The organism is Umezawaea sp. (genome assembly GCF_057122925.1).
Genome location: NZ_DBNGPQ010000109.1, coordinates 73227 through 90788, shown reverse-complemented (window position 1 = coordinate 90788; position 17562 = coordinate 73227). Strand labels below are relative to the sequence as shown.

The 17562-nt window shown below is 72.5% G+C and carries 18 protein-coding genes and 1 riboswitch; of the genes, 6 read left to right on the top strand and 12 right to left on the bottom strand.

The features are described 5' to 3' along the window. Nucleotides 1-11: 11 nt before the first annotated feature. From AC156L_RS25285 to AC156L_RS25275, 3 genes are all read right to left on the bottom strand, one after another. Nucleotides 12-1199 (bottom strand): MFS transporter, encoded by a 1188-nt coding sequence (locus AC156L_RS25285; RefSeq protein ID WP_330874417.1) that lies wholly within the window; start codon nt 1197-1199, stop codon nt 12-14. 38 nt (nt 1200-1237) lie between these two features. After that, nucleotides 1238-2548 carry a serine hydrolase domain-containing protein gene (locus AC156L_RS25280; protein ID WP_330874416.1) on the bottom strand — a complete coding sequence of 437 codons (1311 nt, stop codon included), beginning with the start codon at nt 2546-2548 and terminating at the stop codon, nt 1238-1240. Between the two features lie 94 nt (nt 2549-2642). Further along, nucleotides 2643-3539 carry a PAC2 family protein gene (locus AC156L_RS25275; protein WP_414719809.1) on the bottom strand — a complete coding sequence of 299 codons (897 nt, stop codon included), beginning with the start codon at nt 3537-3539 and terminating at the stop codon, nt 2643-2645. A 50-nt stretch (nt 3540-3589) separates the two neighbouring features. Here AC156L_RS25275 and metH point away from each other — a divergent pair, with 50 nt between their 5' ends. Then, nucleotides 3590-7147 carry a methionine synthase gene (gene metH, locus AC156L_RS25270; RefSeq protein ID WP_484407318.1) on the top strand — a complete coding sequence of 1186 codons (3558 nt, stop codon included), beginning with the start codon at nt 3590-3592 and terminating at the stop codon, nt 7145-7147. After that, nucleotides 7140-7802: an HAD family hydrolase gene (locus tag AC156L_RS25265; protein ID WP_330873632.1), complete on the top strand. Its 663-nt coding sequence runs from the start codon at nt 7140-7142 to the stop codon at nt 7800-7802. Before metH ends, AC156L_RS25265 begins: the two co-directional genes overlap by 8 nt. A 54-nt stretch (nt 7803-7856) precedes the next feature. Here the strand turns inward: AC156L_RS25265 and AC156L_RS25260 are convergent, their stop codons facing one another. The 5 genes from AC156L_RS25260 to AC156L_RS25240 all read right to left on the bottom strand — a co-directional run bounded on the left by AC156L_RS25260 (nt 7857) and on the right by AC156L_RS25240 (nt 11551). Beyond that, nucleotides 7857-8612, bottom strand: coding sequence for a CbtA family protein (locus tag AC156L_RS25260; RefSeq protein ID WP_330873633.1), 756 nt, complete (start codon nt 8610-8612; stop codon nt 7857-7859). An 11-nt stretch (nt 8613-8623) separates the two neighbouring features. Further along, on the bottom strand, nt 8624-8809 hold the full coding sequence (locus AC156L_RS25255) for a CbtB domain-containing protein (RefSeq protein ID WP_330873634.1): 186 nt from the start codon (nt 8807-8809) through the stop codon (nt 8624-8626). Nucleotides 8810-8842: 33 nt separating this feature from the next. Next, a riboswitch (cobalamin riboswitch) is annotated at nt 8843-9017 on the bottom strand. Between the two features lie 86 nt (nt 9018-9103). Next, nucleotides 9104-9772, bottom strand: coding sequence for a (2Fe-2S)-binding protein (locus AC156L_RS25250; protein WP_330873635.1), 669 nt, complete (start codon nt 9770-9772; stop codon nt 9104-9106). 53 nt (nt 9773-9825) lie between these two features. Further along, on the bottom strand, nt 9826-10587 hold the full coding sequence (locus tag AC156L_RS25245) for an alpha/beta hydrolase (protein WP_330873636.1): 762 nt from the start codon (nt 10585-10587) through the stop codon (nt 9826-9828). A gap of 1 nt (nt 10588) precedes the next feature. Next, on the bottom strand, nt 10589-11551 hold the full coding sequence (locus AC156L_RS25240; protein WP_330873637.1) for a GlxA family transcriptional regulator: 963 nt from the start codon (nt 11549-11551) through the stop codon (nt 10589-10591). Between the two features lie 86 nt (nt 11552-11637). Between AC156L_RS25240 and AC156L_RS25235 the strand changes: the two genes are divergently transcribed. Further along, nucleotides 11638-11871, top strand: coding sequence for a hypothetical protein (locus AC156L_RS25235; protein WP_330873638.1), 234 nt, complete (start codon nt 11638-11640; stop codon nt 11869-11871). Nucleotides 11872-11912: 41 nt separating this feature from the next. On the opposite strand, the gene AC156L_RS25230 is transcribed toward AC156L_RS25235, so the two are convergent. Further along, nucleotides 11913-12527 (bottom strand): TetR/AcrR family transcriptional regulator, encoded by a 615-nt coding sequence (locus AC156L_RS25230; protein WP_330873639.1) that lies wholly within the window; start codon nt 12525-12527, stop codon nt 11913-11915. A gap of 158 nt (nt 12528-12685) precedes the next feature. Between AC156L_RS25230 and AC156L_RS25225 the strand changes: the two genes are divergently transcribed. The 3 genes from AC156L_RS25225 to AC156L_RS25215 all read left to right on the top strand — a co-directional run bounded on the left by AC156L_RS25225 (nt 12686) and on the right by AC156L_RS25215 (nt 14741). Next, nucleotides 12686-12949: a phosphoribosyl-ATP diphosphatase gene (locus AC156L_RS25225; RefSeq protein ID WP_106191219.1), complete on the top strand. Its 264-nt coding sequence runs from the start codon at nt 12686-12688 to the stop codon at nt 12947-12949. Between the two features lie 12 nt (nt 12950-12961). Beyond that, complete coding sequence (gene hisG, locus AC156L_RS25220; protein WP_330873640.1) at nt 12962-13807, top strand: ATP phosphoribosyltransferase; 846 nt, start codon at nt 12962-12964, stop codon at nt 13805-13807. Between the two features lie 280 nt (nt 13808-14087). Beyond that, on the top strand, nt 14088-14741 hold the full coding sequence (locus tag AC156L_RS25215; protein WP_330873641.1) for a lytic polysaccharide monooxygenase auxiliary activity family 9 protein: 654 nt from the start codon (nt 14088-14090) through the stop codon (nt 14739-14741). Nucleotides 14742-14786: 45 nt separating this feature from the next. On the opposite strand, the gene AC156L_RS25210 is transcribed toward AC156L_RS25215, so the two are convergent. The 3 genes from AC156L_RS25210 to AC156L_RS25200 form a co-directional block, all read right to left on the bottom strand. Further along, nucleotides 14787-15626 (bottom strand): glycoside hydrolase family 16 protein, encoded by an 840-nt coding sequence (locus AC156L_RS25210; RefSeq protein ID WP_330873642.1) that lies wholly within the window; start codon nt 15624-15626, stop codon nt 14787-14789. Between the two features lie 106 nt (nt 15627-15732). Beyond that, nucleotides 15733-16506 (bottom strand): thioesterase family protein, encoded by a 774-nt coding sequence (locus AC156L_RS25205; RefSeq protein ID WP_330873643.1) that lies wholly within the window; start codon nt 16504-16506, stop codon nt 15733-15735. Then, the gene (locus AC156L_RS25200; protein ID WP_330873644.1) at nt 16506-17393 is read right to left on the bottom strand and encodes a RecB family exonuclease; all 888 of its coding nucleotides are present in this window, start codon (nt 17391-17393) and stop codon (nt 16506-16508) included. The genes AC156L_RS25205 and AC156L_RS25200 overlap by 1 nt, the downstream gene beginning before the upstream one ends. Nucleotides 17394-17562: the final 169 nt, after the last annotated feature.

Here is a 17562-nt window from a genome sequence, read left to right as displayed (position 1 = left end):
ACCGGGCCGGGCTACACGTGCTCGTCGGGGCGCCCGCGCCGAAGCACCAGCGGGGGCACGAGGACGAGCAGGGCGGCGGGCACGAGGAACGCGAGGACCGGGTCGAGGTGGTACAGGGGCACGAACGCGGTCGGTGACAGGGCGGCGCCGAGGAACCGCAGCGACTGCACGACCGAGACCGAGCCGCCCCTGTTCGGGCCCTCGCCGGTGAGGACCAGGGTGTTCACCCCGACGATGACGCCCTGGCTGCACGCGCCGGTCAGCGCCCAGAGGAGACCGACCGCCCACAGCGCCGGGAGCGTCGCCACCGCGGCCAGCAGCACCCCACCGGTCGCCGTGCCCACCAGCACGCAGCGCCGGGCGCCGAACCGGTCCACCGCGCGGCCCACCAGCCGGGCGGTGAGGATGCCGGCCAGGCCGAAGCCCGTCAGGACCAGGCCGCGCTGCCCCGCGCTCAGCCCGAAGTCGTCGCCGAGGCGGAACGCGACCAGGAACGACAGACCGCCGAGGCAGCCCCAGGCCACGAAGGCCGTGACGGCGATCCTCACCACCGACGGGCGCCACGCGCTGCGCAGCCGCGGGCGCTCGCCCGAGGGGGCGGTGGTCCTCGGCAGTCCGATCCAGGCGAGCAGCGCCGCCACCACCGCGGCACCCGCGAACGCCCAGCGCCAGGACGCCTCTGCGGCGAGGCCGCCCACCAGCGGGGCCGAGGTCTGTCCCGCCGCCTGCATGGCCGCGAAGACGCCCAGCGTGCGGCCGAGGCGGTCCTCCCTGGTGACCGCCGCGATGGCCGCGAGCAGCAGCGGGGTGGTGAACGCGTTCGCCGCGCCCTGGACCGCCCTTCCGGCGAGCAGGACGGGGAACGACCAGGAGACGGCGCACAGCACTGAGGCCAGCACGTAGACGAGGTAGGCGGTCCGGACCGTCCGCGGCGCGCCCCAGCGGGCGCCGAGGGTGCCGGAGAACAGCATCAGCCCCGCGAACGGCAGGAGGTACGTCGTGAGGGTCGCCGCCGCCCCGCCGCCGGTCCGGTCGAAGTCCGCGCCGATCTCGGGGAGGATCGACGACGTCATCGCGCCGCCGAAGGGGCCGAGGAAGCCGCCCGCGTACAGGGCGGCGAGGGTGGCCCTGTCCCGCAGGCCGGTGCGGGGTGCCGTCGTGGTCATGGTGGCGCGCTCGTCCTGTGTGGTGGGTCCCACCCGTCCGGTGGTCGTGGACAGTCAACTCCACGTGCCGGTCAGGCGCGGTCGGGGTCCACGGGACGGGACCGCGGCTCGCGCGCGGCGGTCTCCGCCTCCTGCTCCTGGGTCACCTCCAGGGTGTCGTCGTCGAGCAGCCTGATCTCGCAGTCGAGGTCGGCCGCGCGGTAGCGGCCCCGGCCCAGGTGGTGCAGCGGCAGGGGCGGCAGGCCCGGCGCGGTGAGGACCAGGTGGCCGTCGGCCCCGGTGACGGTGAACCGGTAGTCGTCGCGCAGGCGCCACGCGCCCGTCGGGTCGCCCGCGCCCGGAGGCGGCGCGCCGTACCGGCGCTCCGCCTCGGCCAGCAGGCCGAGCAGGATCTCGTCCGCCACCTCGTTGTTGGCCATCACCGCCATCGTGGCCCCGGTCGAGGGCCAGGTGAACGTCCAGCAGCCGTAGCCGACGTTGCCGCCCGTGTGGCCGAACCTGCCCGTCGCGTCGACGTGCACGCCCAGCCCGTAGCCGCCCGGCACCTGCGGGGTCAGCATCTGCTCGGTGGTCTCTCCGGTCAGCAGACCCAGGGCGCCGGTGCGGATCTCCGCGCCCAGCTTCACCAGGTCGGACGGGGTCGTCCAGAGGCCCGCGCCCGCCAGTTCCGGCTGCACCCGCCACCCGCCGCTGACCGGGGTGCCGTCCAGGTGGTGCCCCGCCGCGGCGTCCCGGTGGTGCGGGAACTGCTGGTCGTAGCCGCTGTGCCGCATGCCCAGCGGCTCCAGGACCAGCGAGTGCGCGAGGGAGGCGAACGGGGTGTCGGTGACGTCCTCCAGGAGTTGCTGGAGGACGGCGTAGTGGCTGCCCGAGTAGCGGAAGCGGCTGCCGGGCAGCGTGGTCGCCCGCACCGGCGGGGTGTTGGCGGGCGGCTCGCCGTCCAGGACCTGGCGCAGGGTCGGGATCCGGTCGTCCTGGTGGAAGCCGCGGAACCAGTTGTAGGACAGGCCCGCGGTGTGGGCCAGCAGCTGGCGCACGGTGATCCGGGGCCGCGCGCCGCCGACGTCCGGCAGCCGCCACGAGGTGAGGTAGGTGTGGGCGTCCTCGTCGAGGTCGAGGACGCCCTGGTCCACCAGGCGCAGGGTGCCGAACGCGGCGACGTGCTTGCTGATCGAGCACGCCTGGAAGACCGTCCCGGTGCCGGCCGTCCCGTAGGCCGCGGCCCAGGGCTCGACACCCTCCTGGGCGACGGCGACGCTGACCGCGGGCACCCGGTGCAGGCCCATGAGGTCCAGGAGCGTGGCCCGGTCCGGCGACCGGTGCCGCCTGCGCTGCTGGCGGTCCAGCCCGGCCAGGAACTCGGTCCACTCGGATTCGACCACGGCGGAGCCCACCTCCCGTGAATTGGTCCCACTCTAGGGAGGACGGGCCCCCGGTGGTGCCGCCATCGCGCGTGGCGGTGGCGGCACCCGGTGCCTACAGGCCCGCCGGGCCCTTGCCGGGACCGCGGCCCCGGCGGCGGAGGTAGCGCTCGAACTCCGCCGCGATGGCGTCGCCGCTCTCCTCGGTGATCTCGATCTCCGCGTCGCCGCGCTCCTCCAGGGCACGCACGTAGTTGCGCACGTCCTCGTCCTCGTCCGCCATCTCGCTGACGGTCCGCTCCCACTCCTCGGCCTGCTCCGGCAGCGCGCCGAGCGGCACCTCGACGTCGAGGACCTCCTCGACGCGGTGCAGCAGCGCCAGGGTCGCCTTCGGCGACGGGGGCTGGGAGACGTAGTGCGGCACCGCCGCCCAGAACGAGATGGCGGGGATGCCCGCCTGGACGCACAGGTCCTGGAAGACGCCGACGATCCCGGTCGGACCCTCGTAGCGGGAGCGCTCCAGCCCGTACTTCGCCGCCGACTCCTCGTCGTAGGCGGTGCCGGTCACGGGGACCGGGCGGGTGTGCGGGGTGTCCATGAGCAGCGCGCCCAGCGTCACCACGGTGGTGATGCCGAGGCCCTCGATGTGGCCGAGGAGTTCCGCCGCGAACCTGCCCCACCGCATGTTGGGCTCGATGCCGTGCACCAGGACCACGTCGGTCGCGGAGCCCGGTGGGCGGCACACGGTCAGCCGGGTCGTCGGGAATTCCACCCTTCGGGTGATGCCGTCCACCATGCGGACCGTGGGTCGCGTCACCTGGAAGTCGTAGTAGTCGTCGGGGTCGATCTCCACGAGCGGAGTCGCGTCCCAGGTGAGTTGCAGGTGTTCGATCGCGGTACTGGCTGCGTCTCCAGCGTCGTTCCAGCCCTCGAACGCCGCCACCATGATCGGGTTGGTGAGGGGTTTCCGAGGGTCGTAGGGGGTGGGGGAGGCCTGGTCCGGATCGGTCACCGGGTCAGACTACGACCCGTGGCCAAGTTGGATGCCCGTAGGCTTGGCGCATGGTGGATCGTGTCTCCTCACCTCTGCTGGCCGCTCTCGACGACCGGGTGGTCGTCGCGGACGGCGCGATGGGCACCATGCTCCAGTCGGTAGAGCTCACGCTGGACGACTTCGCAGGTCACGAGGGTTGCAACGAGATCTTGAACATCACCAGGCCCGACGTCGTGCGCGAGGTGCACCGCGCCTACCTGGAGGCCGGGGCTGACGCCGTCGAGACCAACACCTTCGGGGCCAACCTGCCCAACCTCGCCGACTACGGGATCGCCGACCGGATCTTCGAACTGTCCAGAGTGGGCGGTGCGCTGGCCCGCGAGGTGGCCGACGAGTTCGCCGAGCCGGGGCGGCCGAGGTTCGTGCTCGGGTCGGTCGGGCCGGGCACGAAGCTGCCGACGCTGGGGCACGCCCCGTACGCGCGGCTGCGCGACGCCTACCTGGAGCAGGTGAAGGGCCTGCTCGCGGGCGGTGTGGACGCGGTGGTCGTCGAGACCTCGCAGGACCTGCTCCAGACGAAGGCGGCGATCGTCGGCGCCAAGCGGGCGATGGCGGCCGACGGGCGGGCCGTGCCGATCATCGCCCAGGTGACCGTGGAGACGACCGGGACGATGCTGCTCGGGTCGGAGATCGGGGCGGCGCTCACGGCGCTGGAACCGCTCGGGATCGACCTGATCGGGCTGAACTGCGCGACCGGTCCCGCCGAGATGAGCGAACACCTGCGGCAGCTCGCCAAGCACGCGCGCGTCCCGCTGTCGGTGATGCCGAACGCGGGCCTGCCCCGGCTCGGGCCGAACGGCGCCGTGTACCCCCTGTCACCGGAGGAGCTGGCCGAGGCGCTGGCCGGGTTCGTGCGGGACTTCGGGACGCGGCTGGTCGGCGGCTGCTGCGGCACGACCGGCGAGCACATCCGGCAGGTCGTGGCCGCCGTGCGCGACCTCGGCCCCACCCCGCGCAGGCCGAGGCCGGAGCCGGGCGTGTCGTCGCTCTACCAGGCCGTGCCGTTCCGGCAGGACGCGTCCGTGCTGATGATCGGCGAGCGGACCAACGCGAACGGGTCCAAGGCGTTCCGGACGGCGATGCTGGAGGACCGCTTCGACGACTGCGTCGAGATCGCCCGCGACCAGACCCGCGACGGCGCGCACCTGCTCGACCTGAACGTCGACTACGTCGGCCGGGACGGCGCGGCGGACATGACGGCGCTGGCGTCGAGGCTGGCCACCGCGTCGACGCTGCCGATCATGCTGGACTCGACCGAGCCCGAGGTGCTGCGGGCCGGGCTGGAGTGCCTGGGAGGCCGCTGCGCGGTCAACTCGGTCAACTACGAGGACGGCGACGGCCCTGGGTCCCGGTTCCACCGGATCATGGAGCTGGTCGCCGAGCACGGCTCGGCGGTCGTGGCGCTGTGCATCGACGAGGAGGGCCAGGCGCGCACCGCCGAGTGGAAGGTGCGGGTGGCCGAGCGGATCATCGCCGACCTGACCGGGAACTGGGGGGTGCGGGCCGAGGACATCATCGTCGACTGCCTCACGTTCCCGATCTCCACCGGGCAGGAGGAGGTGCGCCGGGACGGGATCGAGACCATCGAGGCCATCCGCGAGCTGAAGCGGCGCCACCCGGACGTGCAGACGACGCTGGGCCTGTCGAACGTCTCGTTCGGACTGAACCCGGCCGCGCGGCAGGTGCTGAACTCCGTGTTCCTGCACGAGTGCGCGCAGGCCGGTCTGGACTCGGCGATCGTGCACGCCTCGAAGATCATCCCGATGGCGCGGATCCCCGACGAGCAGCGCGCGGTCGCCCTGGACCTGGTGCACGACCGCCGCCGCGAGGGCTACGACCCGTTGCAGCGGCTGATGGAGCTGTTCGAGGGCGTGACCACGTCGTCGGACAGGGCGTCGCGCGCGGAGGAGCTGGCCGCGCTGCCGCTGTTCGAGCGGCTGGAGCGCCGGATCGTGGACGGCGAGCGGGTCGGCCTGGAGGACGACCTGGACGGCGCGCTGGAGCAGCGGCCCGCGTTGCAGATCATCAACGACACGCTGCTGTCCGGCATGAAGACCGTCGGCGAGCTGTTCGGCTCCGGCCAGATGCAGCTGCCGTTCGTGCTCCAGTCCGCCGAGGTGATGAAGACCGCCGTGGCGCACCTGGAACCGCACATGGAGCGCGCCGACGACGGCGGCAAGGGCCGGATCGTGCTCGCCACCGTCAAGGGCGACGTCCACGACATCGGCAAGAACCTGGTCGACATCATCCTGACCAACAACGGCTACGAGGTCGTGAACCTCGGGATCAAGCAGCCGATCACCACCATCCTGGACGCCGCCGCCGAGCACCGCGCGGACGCCATCGGCATGTCCGGTCTGCTGGTGAAGTCCACCGTGGTCATGAAGGAGAACCTCGCCGAGATGAACTCGCGCGGGGTCGCGGCCCGGTGGCCCGTCCTGCTCGGCGGTGCCGCGCTGACCAGGGCGTACGTCGAGAACGACCTCACCGAGATGTACCTCGGGGACGTCCGGTACGCCCGCGACGCCTTCGAGGGCCTGCGGCTCATGGACGCGATCATGGCGGCCAAGCGCGGCGAGCCCGCGGCCGTCGACCCGGAGGCCGGGGCGAAGGCCGCCGAGCGCAGGGCGCGGCGCGAGCGGTCGCTGCGGATCGCGGCCGAGCGCAGGGCGAAGGCCGAGGCGCAGGAGACCGCGCCCGTCCCCGCGCGCTCGTCCGTCGCGGTGGACGTGCCGATCCCGACCCCGCCGTTCTGGGGCAGCCGGGTCGTGAAGGGCATCCCGGTCGCCGACTACGCCGCGCTGCTCGACGAGCGGGCCACGTTCATGGGCCAGTGGGGTCTCAGGGGCGCCCGCGGCGGCGGCCCGACCTACGAGGAGCTGGTGGAGACCGAGGGCAGGCCGCGGCTGCGGTACTGGATGGACCGGTTGACCACCGAGGGCGTGCTCGCGCACGCCGCCGTGGTCTACGGCTACTTCCCGTGCGTCGCCGAGGGCGACGACCTGGTGGTGCTGCGGGAGCCGCGGCCCGACGCCGCCGAACGGCTCCGCTTCACCTTCCCGCGCCAGCGCCGCGACCGGCGGCTGTGCCTGGCCGACTTCTGGCGGCAGCGCGACGCGGCCGTCCGGGAGGGCGTGGTCGACGTGGTCGCGTTCCACCTCGTCACCATGGGGCAGCCGATCGCCGACTACGCCAACGAGCTGTTCGGCAAGGACGCCTACCGCGAGTACCTGGAGGTGCACGGCCTCGGCGTGCAGCTCACCGAGGCGCTCGCCGAGCACTGGCACCGGCGCGTCCGCGAGGAGCTGCGCTGGCCCGACGGCGGCCCGGTCTCCGCCGAGGACCCCGCCGACGTCGAGCAGTTCTTCAAGCTCGGCTACCGCGGCGCCCGCTACTCGTTCGGCTACGGCGCCTGCCCGGAGATGGAGGACCGCGCGAAGGTCGTCGAACTCCTGGAACCCGACCGGATCGGCGTCGTGCTGTCCGAGGAACTCCAGCTGCACCCCGAGCAGTCCACCGACGCGTTCGTCGCGCACCACCCGGAAGCGAAGTACTTCAATGTCTGATGGTCGACCCGCCGGTGTCCTCTGGGACATGGACGGCACCCTGCTCGACTCCGAGAAGCTGTGGGACATCCCGCTCTACGAGTACGCGGAGAAGCTGGGAGGCACGCTGTCGCTCGCGACGCGGCAGGCGATGGTGGGCTCGAACGTCCCCACCACGCTGGCGCTGCTCTACGGCGACGTCGGTGTCGAGCCGACGCGGGAGGACCTGACCGACGCCGCCGCGTGGATCGCCCGCCGCACCGAGGAGGTGTTCCGCGCGGGCCTGCCGTGGCGGCCGGGCGCGGTGGACGCGCTGCGCGCCGTGCGGGACTCGGGCGTGCCGATGGCGCTGGTGACGTCGACCGAGCGGGCGCTGACCGAGGTCGCGCTCGACACGATCGGCCGCGAGCTGTTCGACGTGACGGTGTGCGGGGACGAGGTCGACGGCCTCAACAAGCCGCTGCCCGAGCCCTACCTGAAGGCCGCCCGGCTGCTCGGCGTCGAGCCGACCGCGTGCGTCGCGATCGAGGACTCGCCGACCGGTGTGGCCTCCGCCGTCGCCGCGGGCTGCACGGTGCTCGTCGTGCCGTGCGACGTGGAGGTCGAGCCGGGGGAGCGGCGGGTGTTCCGCGAGTCGCTCGTGGGTGTGGACCTGGACGTGCTGTCCGCGCTGTGACGCCGGTGGTGGGAGGGGAGCCCTTCCTCGTGGGGCTCCCCTCCCACCCCGTGCTCAGACGGCCGTGACCGACCTGATCTTCGTGGTGCGGCGGACCGCCGGGTCGATCAGCAGTCCGAACGCCACGCCGAGCCCGATCCACAGGGTCGCCGTCTCGGCCAGCGAGGCGAGGCGGAAGTCCCAGAGGACGCTCGACGGCATGTCGGCGGGCACGGCGTCCGGCGGCGGCGGGAACACCAGCAGCAGGACCGTCACCGCGGCGACCGTCGCGAGCAGCACCGCCGTGGCGCGCACCGGCGCGGCCAGGTGGCCGAGCCGCGAGGCGAGGAAGCTCGCCCCGTACGCGACCGCGATGCCCGCGACGATGAGCCCGAGGTACAGGCCCGTCCGGTAGTCGACCGTCGACGGGTCGCCGACGGCGGGCGGGTTCGCCGGGTACTTGACCGCGGGCAGCAGCGCCGCGACCCCGAACGCCGCCAACCCCAGCGTCGCGCTGCGGAAGAACGGCTGCCCGTCGGTGAACCAGCGCCGCGTGCAGGCGAAGACCGTCGCGAACAGCGCGCCGACCGCGAGACCGACGACGACCGCGGCCAGCACGCCGCCGAAGACCTGGGTGCCCCGGCTGAACAGCTCGCCGTGCTCGTGCGCGTCACCCTCGACGTGCTCGGCCGCCGCGCGGGCCTCCTCGACCGCCAGCGCGGCGCGGATCGGCACCTCGACGACGAACAGGCCCACGAGTCCCGCCGCGAGCCCGGCGATGCCGCCCGCGGCCACACCGCGGGTCAGCAGTCCGGTGTAGGTGGTTGCCATGCGGGCGCCGCCTAGTGGCACGGGACGCCGAGGGCGTGGCGTCCGTCGTGGAAGAACTCGTGGACCGTCTCGGCGGTAGCGCCCAGCGCGACACCGTTCTCCTGGAGGACGACCCAGGCGACGATCAGGGCCACGAGTGCGACGGCGAACGCCCATTTGGGCACGGTGGTGGACGGTGTCAGTGCGGGGCTCGTCATGACGGGCTCCTCCATACCTCGTGGAAGGTCAACGGTGTACTCGGCGCCGCAGCCGGTCTCCTGACTCCCAGGTCACCGCTAGCCCGCGTCTTCCCAGCAGAACTCTTCTGCCAGTGACGTTCCCGGCGGGGTCGCTACCCGGTCACAGTGGCGAGGACCGCGCCGGATTCACACCGGCTTCCCGTCCACTGCGGCGGTGGAACCGTAAAGGTCCCACGTGCTCCGGCACAACCGACCAGACGAGTTGTCGTGTGCGCCACCTCGGCGAACGGACAGTCACCACCGCGACGGGCGCTACCTCGCGGGCAGCGGGCAGTCCCCGCACGTCCCGCCACCGTCCAACCGGTAGTAGAGGCAGCAGCTGCGCCGCCGGAACACCACCTCGCCGGGGAACGGCACGAACTCGCCCGCTCCCCGCAGCGGCGGCTCCGCGAACAGCGCGGCCCCCACCGCGAGGCACTCCTCGGCGCTCGCCGTCCCGGACCGGGCCAACGTCCGCAGCCCACCCGCCGCGGACGACACCGCGTTCCCCCACAGCAGCCCGGCCGCCACCCCGCTCTCCCGGCGGATCGCGTCGACCACGGGCGCCATCGCCTCGACCACCCCCGGCCGGGTGACCGGGTCGGCCAACCGCACCTGCACACCGCTTTCGGGGGAGTACCGCCACCACACGTTCGCGGGCCGGACGTCCGGCACCGCACCGCCGAGCACGTGCGCGGCCACCACCGGGCACAGCAGCCGAGCCGTGTAGCTCAGGAAGAACAGGGACGCGGCCACCCTCCGCTCCGCCGTCCGGTACCGCACGCCGATGGCGTCGAGCGCGTCCCCCAGAGCCGGCCCGCCGTCGAGCAGCGCCTCACCGGAGGCCCAGGTCGAGTCGGGCCTGCCGACGTCGAGCACGAAGAACGGACTGATGCCACGCGCCTGCCGCAGTGTGGCCAGCACCCTGGCGAATTCCGACACGCCCCGAAGCTACCCGGCCACCACCCGCGCCTTCAGCCGCCCGTCGGCGGGGGCTACCCCAGCGCGACCACCGCGTCGACCAGTGCCGTGCCGTCGAGCAGCACGCGGTCGTTGTGGTCGGCGTCGACCGCGACCACCGAGGCGCGCGCCGCCCGCGCGACGACCAGGCTCAACGGAGGCGGCACCACGGTGTCGGCGGTGCCGTACACGACCGTCGTCGGCACCCCCGCCCTGGCGACGTGCTCGGCCACCGGGAAGCGGTCGCGCAGCAGCAGGCCGACCGGCAGGTACGGGTGGTGCACGCGTCCGGCCGAGGCGAGGTCGACGAACGGTGAGCGCAGGAGCAGGCCCGCGGGCGGGTGTTCCACGGCCAGCTCGGCGACGACCGCGGCGCCCAGGCTCTCGCCGAAGTACAGCATCCGGTCGGGGGTGACGCCGGAGTCCAGCAGGTACCGGTGGGCCGCGCGCACGTCCAGCGCCAAGCCCTCCTCGGTGGGGCTGCCGGGGTTGCCGCCGTAGCCTCGGTAGTCGAACAGCAGGACCGCGAACCCCGCGTCCACCAGCGCCGCCGCCAGCGGGACGCGGTCCCCCCGGTCGCCCGCGTTGCCCTGCGCCACGAGGACCGTGCGACCGGGGCCGGGGAAGTGCCACGCGCCGAGGTCCAGGCCGTCGGACGTGCGCAGCACGACCGGCCGAGCACCGGGCGCGAGCGCCGGGGCGGTGTCGTCCGGGAAGTAGACCAGGTGGCGCTGGAACACCCAGAGCGCGCCGACGAGGACCACGGGCACCAGTGCGGCCACCGCGAGGCGCCACACGTCAGGCCTCCGCGGGGCGGTGGGCGAACGTGCGGCGGTAGTCGTTCGGCGTCACGCCGACCGCGCGGTTGAAGTGGTGGCGCAGCAGCGCGGCCGTGCCGAACCCGCTGTGCCTGGCGACGTCGTCGATGCCGAAGTCGGTGTCCTCCAGCAGTTGCCGGGCGCGCAGCACGCGCTGGGCGGTGAGCCAGCGGTGCGGGGTCGTGCCCGTCTCCGCGACGAAGCGGCGGGCGAACGTGCGCTCGGACAGCGTGGCGCGCCGCGCCAGGTCCGCCACCGCGTGCTCGGTGTCGAGGTGCTTGAGCATCCAGGTGAGCAGCGGGGAGAGGCTGTCGGCCGTGCAGTCCGGCACCGGGAGTTCGACGTACTGGCGCTGGCCGCCGTCGCGCTGCGGGGCGACGACCATGCGGCGGGCGATGGCGGTGGCGACGGCCGAGCCGTGTTCGCGGCGCACGAGGTGCAGGCAGGCGTCGATGCCGGACGCGGTGCCCGCGCTGGTGATGATGTTGCCGTCGTCGACGAACAGCACGTCGGGGTCGAGCCTGGCGAGCGGGAACCGCTCGGCGAAGTTCTCCTTCTCGCGCCAGTGGGCGGTGCAGCGCCGTCCGTCGAGCAGTCCCGCCGCGCCGAGCAGGAATCCGCCGCTGCACACCGAGAGGAGGGTCGCGCCCGCGTCGGCGGCGTCGCGGAGCGCCCGCAGGACGGCGGGCGGGTACTCGTCGCGGATGGTGAACGCGGGGACGGCGACCAGGTCGGCGCCGACGAGCGCGTCCAGGCCCAGCGAGGGGGTGATGGTGACGCCGACCTTCGTGCCCAGCGGCGCGCCCGGCTCCTCGCCGCACACCCGGAACTCGATCGGCGGAACGCCGTCCGCGGTGCGGTCGACGCCGAAGACCTCGCAGATGAGCCCGAACTCGAACGTCTCGACGCCGTCGATCAGGACGCACGCGACGGTGTTCAGCATCGCCCCAGCATAGTTGGCAGGATTTTGTCGCACAACGTCAGAGCTGCCACTGTTGGCGGGATGTTGTGCAGCGAACACTTAGTGCCATGACAAGCGCACTGATCGTCCTCGCAGTCCTGGCGCTGGTGGGCTACGGCCTGGAGCGCCGCACGAGCGGCCGGTCCGGGCCGCGTCCGCGGCTGGCGGGCAGCTCCGACGTCCTCGACCGGGACCTCCAGCGGGTGGCCGCCGACCTGCGGGTCGCGCCCCCCGCCGAGCGCGCCGCCACCGCGCGCGACCGCCGCGTGCTGGTCGTCCGCCGTGCCGGTCTCCCGGTCTGACCCGGTGCGCCGGGCCCGGTGACGGGGCTCGGCGCACCGCACTACTCCGCCGACGGGTCCGGCAGGCCCGCGGCCACCTGGCGCAGCGCGTTGCGCACGAGCTGGGTGATCGGCGCGGGCTTCGCGGTGGTGAGCCACTTGTCCGTCGCCACCTCGACCGCCGCCCACACCGTCGCCGCCACCAGTCGCGGGTACAGGTCGCGCCCGACCCTGGTGCCGGTCCGCTCCGCCACCACCTCGGCCAGCTCGCGCTCGGCGATCGCGTTCGTCTTGAGGAACTCCCCGAGCAGGCTCGGTTCGCTCGTCATCAGCCGGATGCTGGCCGTCCACTCCGGATCGGGGCTCTTGCGGTCCGCCCGGTACGGCGAGAGCGCCGCGTAGGTGATGGCGTCCCACAGCGGCTCGGACGCCGGACGGCCCCGCAGCACCTCGGCGACCCCGCGCGCCCGGTCGAGGTGCCTGGCGGCGATGGCCTCCGCCTTGCCGCCGAAGTAGTTGCTGAACGTGCGGTGCGACACCCCTGCCGCCGCGGTGATGTCCTCGATCAGGGCGTTCTCCACGCCGCGCTCCACCGCGAGCCGCACGGCCGCCCGGATCATCGCTTCTCGCCTGGCCGACTTCTTCTGGTCCCGCAGGCCGAGTGGTGGGGTCGTCATCGCGCCACGATAGTGCCGATCTTGCCCGCTGTGCAAGATTGCGCGGAGTGCAAGACGACCTCCCCCGGTCGCGCGGAGGTGTACCCCGTCAGTCCACTGGGTGGACATTCGTGCCCAGATGCACTGCGTCCGGGCGCGGGGTGGGAGGATTCCCGCTCGTGAAGACCTTCGACGAGCTGTTCGCGGAACTCAGCGAGCGCGCCCACACCAAGCCAGAGGGGTCCGGCACCGTCGCAGCACTGGAGGCCGGCGTCCATGCGCAGGGCAAGAAGGTGCTCGAGGAAGCCGGCGAGGTGTGGATCGCCGCCGAGCACGAATCCGACGAGCGCCTGTCCGAGGAGATCTCACAGCTCCTCTACCGGCTGCAGGTGTTGATGCTGGGCCGCGGGCTCACCTTGGACGACATCTACAAGTACCTGTAAGAGGGGATCCCCATGCTGCGCGTGGCTGTTCCGAACAAGGGCGCGCTCGCCGAGCGCGCCTCCGAGATGCTCAGGGAGGCGGGCTACCGCCAGCGCAACGAGCAGCGCGACCTCACCGTCATCGACTCCGCCAACGACGTCGAGTTCTTCTTCCTGCGCCCCAAGGACATCGCGATCTACGTCGGCTCCGGCAGGCTGGACCTCGGCATCACCGGGCTCGACCTGATGCGCGACTCCGGCGCCAGCGTGGAGCCGCGCCTGTCGCTCGGCTTCGGCGGGTCGACGTTCCGCTACGCGGGACCGAGGGGCACCGACTGGCAGCTGGCCGACATCAAGGGCAAGCGCCTCGCCACGGCGTACAAGACGCTCGTGCAGGCCGACCTGGAGAAGCACGGCATCGAGGCCGAGATCATCCGGCTCGACGGCGCCGTGGAGATCTCCATCCAGCTCGGCGTGGCCGACCTGATCGCGGACGTCGTCGGCTCCGGCCGCACGCTCCAGCAGCACGACCTGGTGCCGTTCGGGCACACGATCTGCGAGTCCGAAGCCGTGCTCATCCACTCCTCGTCCGTCGAGGACTCGGCGGCGAAGCAGCAGCTCACGGCCCGGTTGCAGGGTGTCGTGTTCGCCCAGCACTACCTGATGCTGGACTACGACTGCCCGCGTTCGCTGCTGGACGAGGCGCTGCGCGTCACGCCCGGCCTCGAATCGCCGACGGTGGCGCCGCTGGCCGACCCGGCCCAGGTGGCCGTGCGCGCCATGGTGCCGCGCAAGGACGCCAACCAGCTCATGGACGAGCTGTCGGCGCTGGGCGCGAAGGCGATCCTCGCGTCGGACATCCGGTTCTGCCGCCTGTGACGGCGGAGGGCGCCCACCACGGCGTCGCGCCGGGCCGTTCGGTCTAGCGCGACGCCGCGTCCGGCGGGGTCGAGGCCACCACCTCGGCCCCGCCGAACGCGGGCTCCCGGTTATTCCACGTCGGCGGAGCCGCCGAATCCGGACGTCCTGCCGCTGGTCACGGGTCGGGTGGCGGGTTCGGGTCCGCCATCCTCTGTTCACAGAGTGTCGTTCGTTCGCTACGGTGCGATCTGGGAGCGTTCCCAGACCCCTGCTTCGCAATCCTCACTGTGGAGGACGTGTGAACTTCCGAAAGGCACTACCCCAAGCGCTCGGCGTACTCGTGGCGGTGACCGCCCTGCTCACCTCGGTCGTCGTCGGCGTCGCGGGCGCACACGGATCGACCACCGACCCGCCGTCGCGCAACTACGGCTGCCACCAGCGGTGGGGCAGCAACTTCCAGGATCCGACGATGGCCACCAAGGATCCGATGTGCTGGCAGGCCTGGCAGGCCAACTCGAACGCGATGTGGAACTGGAACGGCCTCTACCGGGAGAACGTGGGCGGCAACCACCAGGCCGCCGTCCCGGACGGGCAGCTGTGCAGCGGCGGGCACGCCGAGGGTGGCCGCTACAACTCGCTCGACGCCGTCGGCGCGTGGCAGGCGGCGACGAAGAGCAGGCAGTTCACCCTGACGATCACCGACCAGGCGCGGCACGGTGCGGACTACCTGATCGTGTACATCACGAAGCAGGGCTTCGACCCCACGCGGCAGGCGCTCGGGTGGGGTGACCTGGAACAGGTCGTCAGGACGGGCCGCTACGCGCAGGCGGGCTCGTACGCGACGGCGGTCAACGCGGGCAACCGGACCGGACGCCACGTGGTGTACACGATCTGGCAGGCCAGCCACCTGGACCAGTCGTACTACTTCTGCAGCGACGTGATCTTCCAGTAGCGCGGCCAGGGGTGCGGCGGGCGAGGACCGCCGCACCCCGTCGCGCTAGCCCTGGTAGACCCGCACGTAGTCGATCCCGAGCTGCTGCGGGAACGTCGTCGACCCGTCCGGGTTGCCCGGCCACTGGCCGCCGACCGCCAGGTTCATGATCAGGTAGAACCTGTTGTTGAACACCCAGGTCCGGCCGCCGAGGTCCGCGGGGGTCCTGGTCTGGTAGACCACGCCGTCGACGAGCCACTGGATCCGGTTGGCGCTCCAGTCGATCGCGTAGGTGTGGTAGGCGGCGGACCACGGCTGCCCGTTCGGCGACTGCCGCGCGGCGCCGATCCCGCCCGCGCCCGAGTAGCCGGGGCCGTGCAGCGTGCCGTGGACGGTCGTCGGCTCGCGACCGATGTTCTCCATGATGTCGATCTCACCGCAGTTGGGCCAGCCGACCTGCCCGATGTTGGAGCCGAGCATCCAGAACGCGGGCCAGATGCCCTGCCCGTACGGCAGCTTCATCCGGGTCTCGATGCGGCCGTAGGTCCAGTTGATCCGGTTGTTCGTGGTGAGCTTGCCGGACGTGTACTGGCAGTTGCCGCCGTTCCAGCAGGGTGCGCCGGAGTTCTCGCGGCGGGCGGTGATCACCAGTTGGCCGCCGCCGTTCAGCGCGACGTTCGAGGTCTTGTCGGTGTAGGCCTGGAGTTCGTTGTTGCCCCAGCCGTTCGAGCCGTTGCCGATGTCGTAGGCCCACTTGGCGCTGTTGGGCTTCGACCCCGACGGTCCGTCGAACTCGTCGGACCACACCAGCGCGGGCGCGGCACCGGCCGGTGGGGTGAGCGGGGCGAGGGGTAGGGCCAGCAGCGAGCCGGCCACGACGAGCAGAACACGACGCAGGGTGGACACTGTGCCTCCTCGTGACATGCAGGGGGCGTCAGTGGGAGCGCTCTCACCTCAGCTTGTTCACGCAGTGTCGCGCTGTGACTCCACCAGGTCAAGCGAGCGACCGGTATTAGCGCTCCCGGACGTACAGCGACTGCGCCGTTCTCCCCACGGGCCCCAGCAGGTCGTGCACGACGCTCGTCGCCACCCCCACACCGGTGGGCCCGACGACCGTCGCCGCCTCCAGCGCGAACCACGACCCCCGCGGCTCCCGGTGGAGGTGCACGGAGAGGTCGGTGTTGATCGCGAACCACTTCCGGATGTCCAGCCTGCTCGACACGCCGCTCGCCGAGTCCGCGATCGTGAACAGCCGCTGCACCGCGGTCGTCTCCTCGCCGTCGACGGTCGGCAGCAGCGGCTTCCCCCACACGATCGCGTCGCCCGGCGTCACCATGTCGCCGTCCACCGTGCGCCAGTCGACCGCGTCGAGGTAGCCGCACGACCAGTCCGCGGGCATGACGATCCTCGGGCAGGCGGGCGGTTCCGGCAGCATCCCGGAGAACCCGGACGCGACGGCGGCCGTGTCGCCGCTCGTGATCCGCCAGGCCTGCGCCCGGAGCACGACCCGGCCCTCGTGGCTCAGCTCGGCGCCGAGCAGCTCGACCGAGCGGCCGGGGCGCAGGACCGACGCGCTGACCTCCAGGTCGGCCACCGGGACCGGGCCGAGCACGTCCAGGACGACCCGCGAGAGGAGCGCGTCCTCACGCGGAGCGGTCTTCTCCAGCTCGCGCACCAGCAGCGCGGACGGCGGGCCGAGGTGCTGGCTCTCGGTGCTCCACGGGCCCGCGGTGTGCTCGGTGGACCGGTACCGCGAGGCGGTGAGGCGCTCGTAGAAGCCCGCCACTAGTCGACCCTGTCCAGGGGCGTCTCCACGCTGCCGTCCGGCTCCGGCCAGCCGGGGTACGGGGGCGGTGTCCCGTCGAACGCCGGGCAGAAGGCCTTGTGGTCGCAGTAGTCGCACAGCTTGCTCGGGTTCGGGCGGAAGTCGCCGGTCTTGCCCGCCTTGAGGATCGCCACCCAGATGGCCTCCAGGGTGCGCTCGAAGCGGCTCAGCTCCGCCTCGTCCGGGGTGTAGGCGAGTGCCTGGCGGTCGCTCAGGTACATCAGGCGCAGCTGCCGGGGGACCTCGCCCCGCAGCTTCCACAGCATCAGCGCGTAGAACTTCATCTGGAACATCGCCTTGGCCTCGCCGATCAGCCTGGGCGCGGCGCCGGTCTTGTAGTCGACCACGCGGATCTCCCCGGTGGGGGCCACGTCGACCCGGTCGATGTACCCGCGCAGCAGCACCCCCGACGGGAGTTCGGACTCGACCAGCAGCTCGCGGGCGTCCGGTTCGAAGCGGGTGGGGTCCTCCAGCTCGAAGTAGCCGTCCAGGAGGCCGTCGGCCTCGCGCAGCCACTTCTCCAGGGCCGGGTCGTCGGTGCCGGAGAAGAGGTTGGCGAACTCCGGACGCTCGTTCCTCACCCGCTCCCAGGCCGGGGCCAGGAGGGCCTTCGCGGTGCTCGGGGTGCGCTCACGGGCGGGCAGCGCGAACAGGTCCTCCAGCACCGCGTGGACGACCGTGCCTCTCACCTGGGCTTTCGTGGGGACCTCGGGGAGGCGGTCGACGGCCCGGAAGCGGTAGAGCAGCGGGCACTGCTTGAAGTCGCCCGCTCGTGACGGGGACAACGCCGGTCGACGGGGTGGGCGGGAACTCGTCGCGACCGCACTCGTCGCCGCTGGATCGGACATGGGACGAACGATAGGGGAGGGGTCCGACAGTGCTGGACCGCGCTGGTCGTCGGTCGTGGACGACGGGGTGGGGCGGTGCGGGCGGACCGGGTGGCCGCCGGTTCGTCGGTGGTCGTGGTTCCCGCTGGTCCTGCCGCGTGTCACGGCAGTCGTACACCGTTCGTCCTAG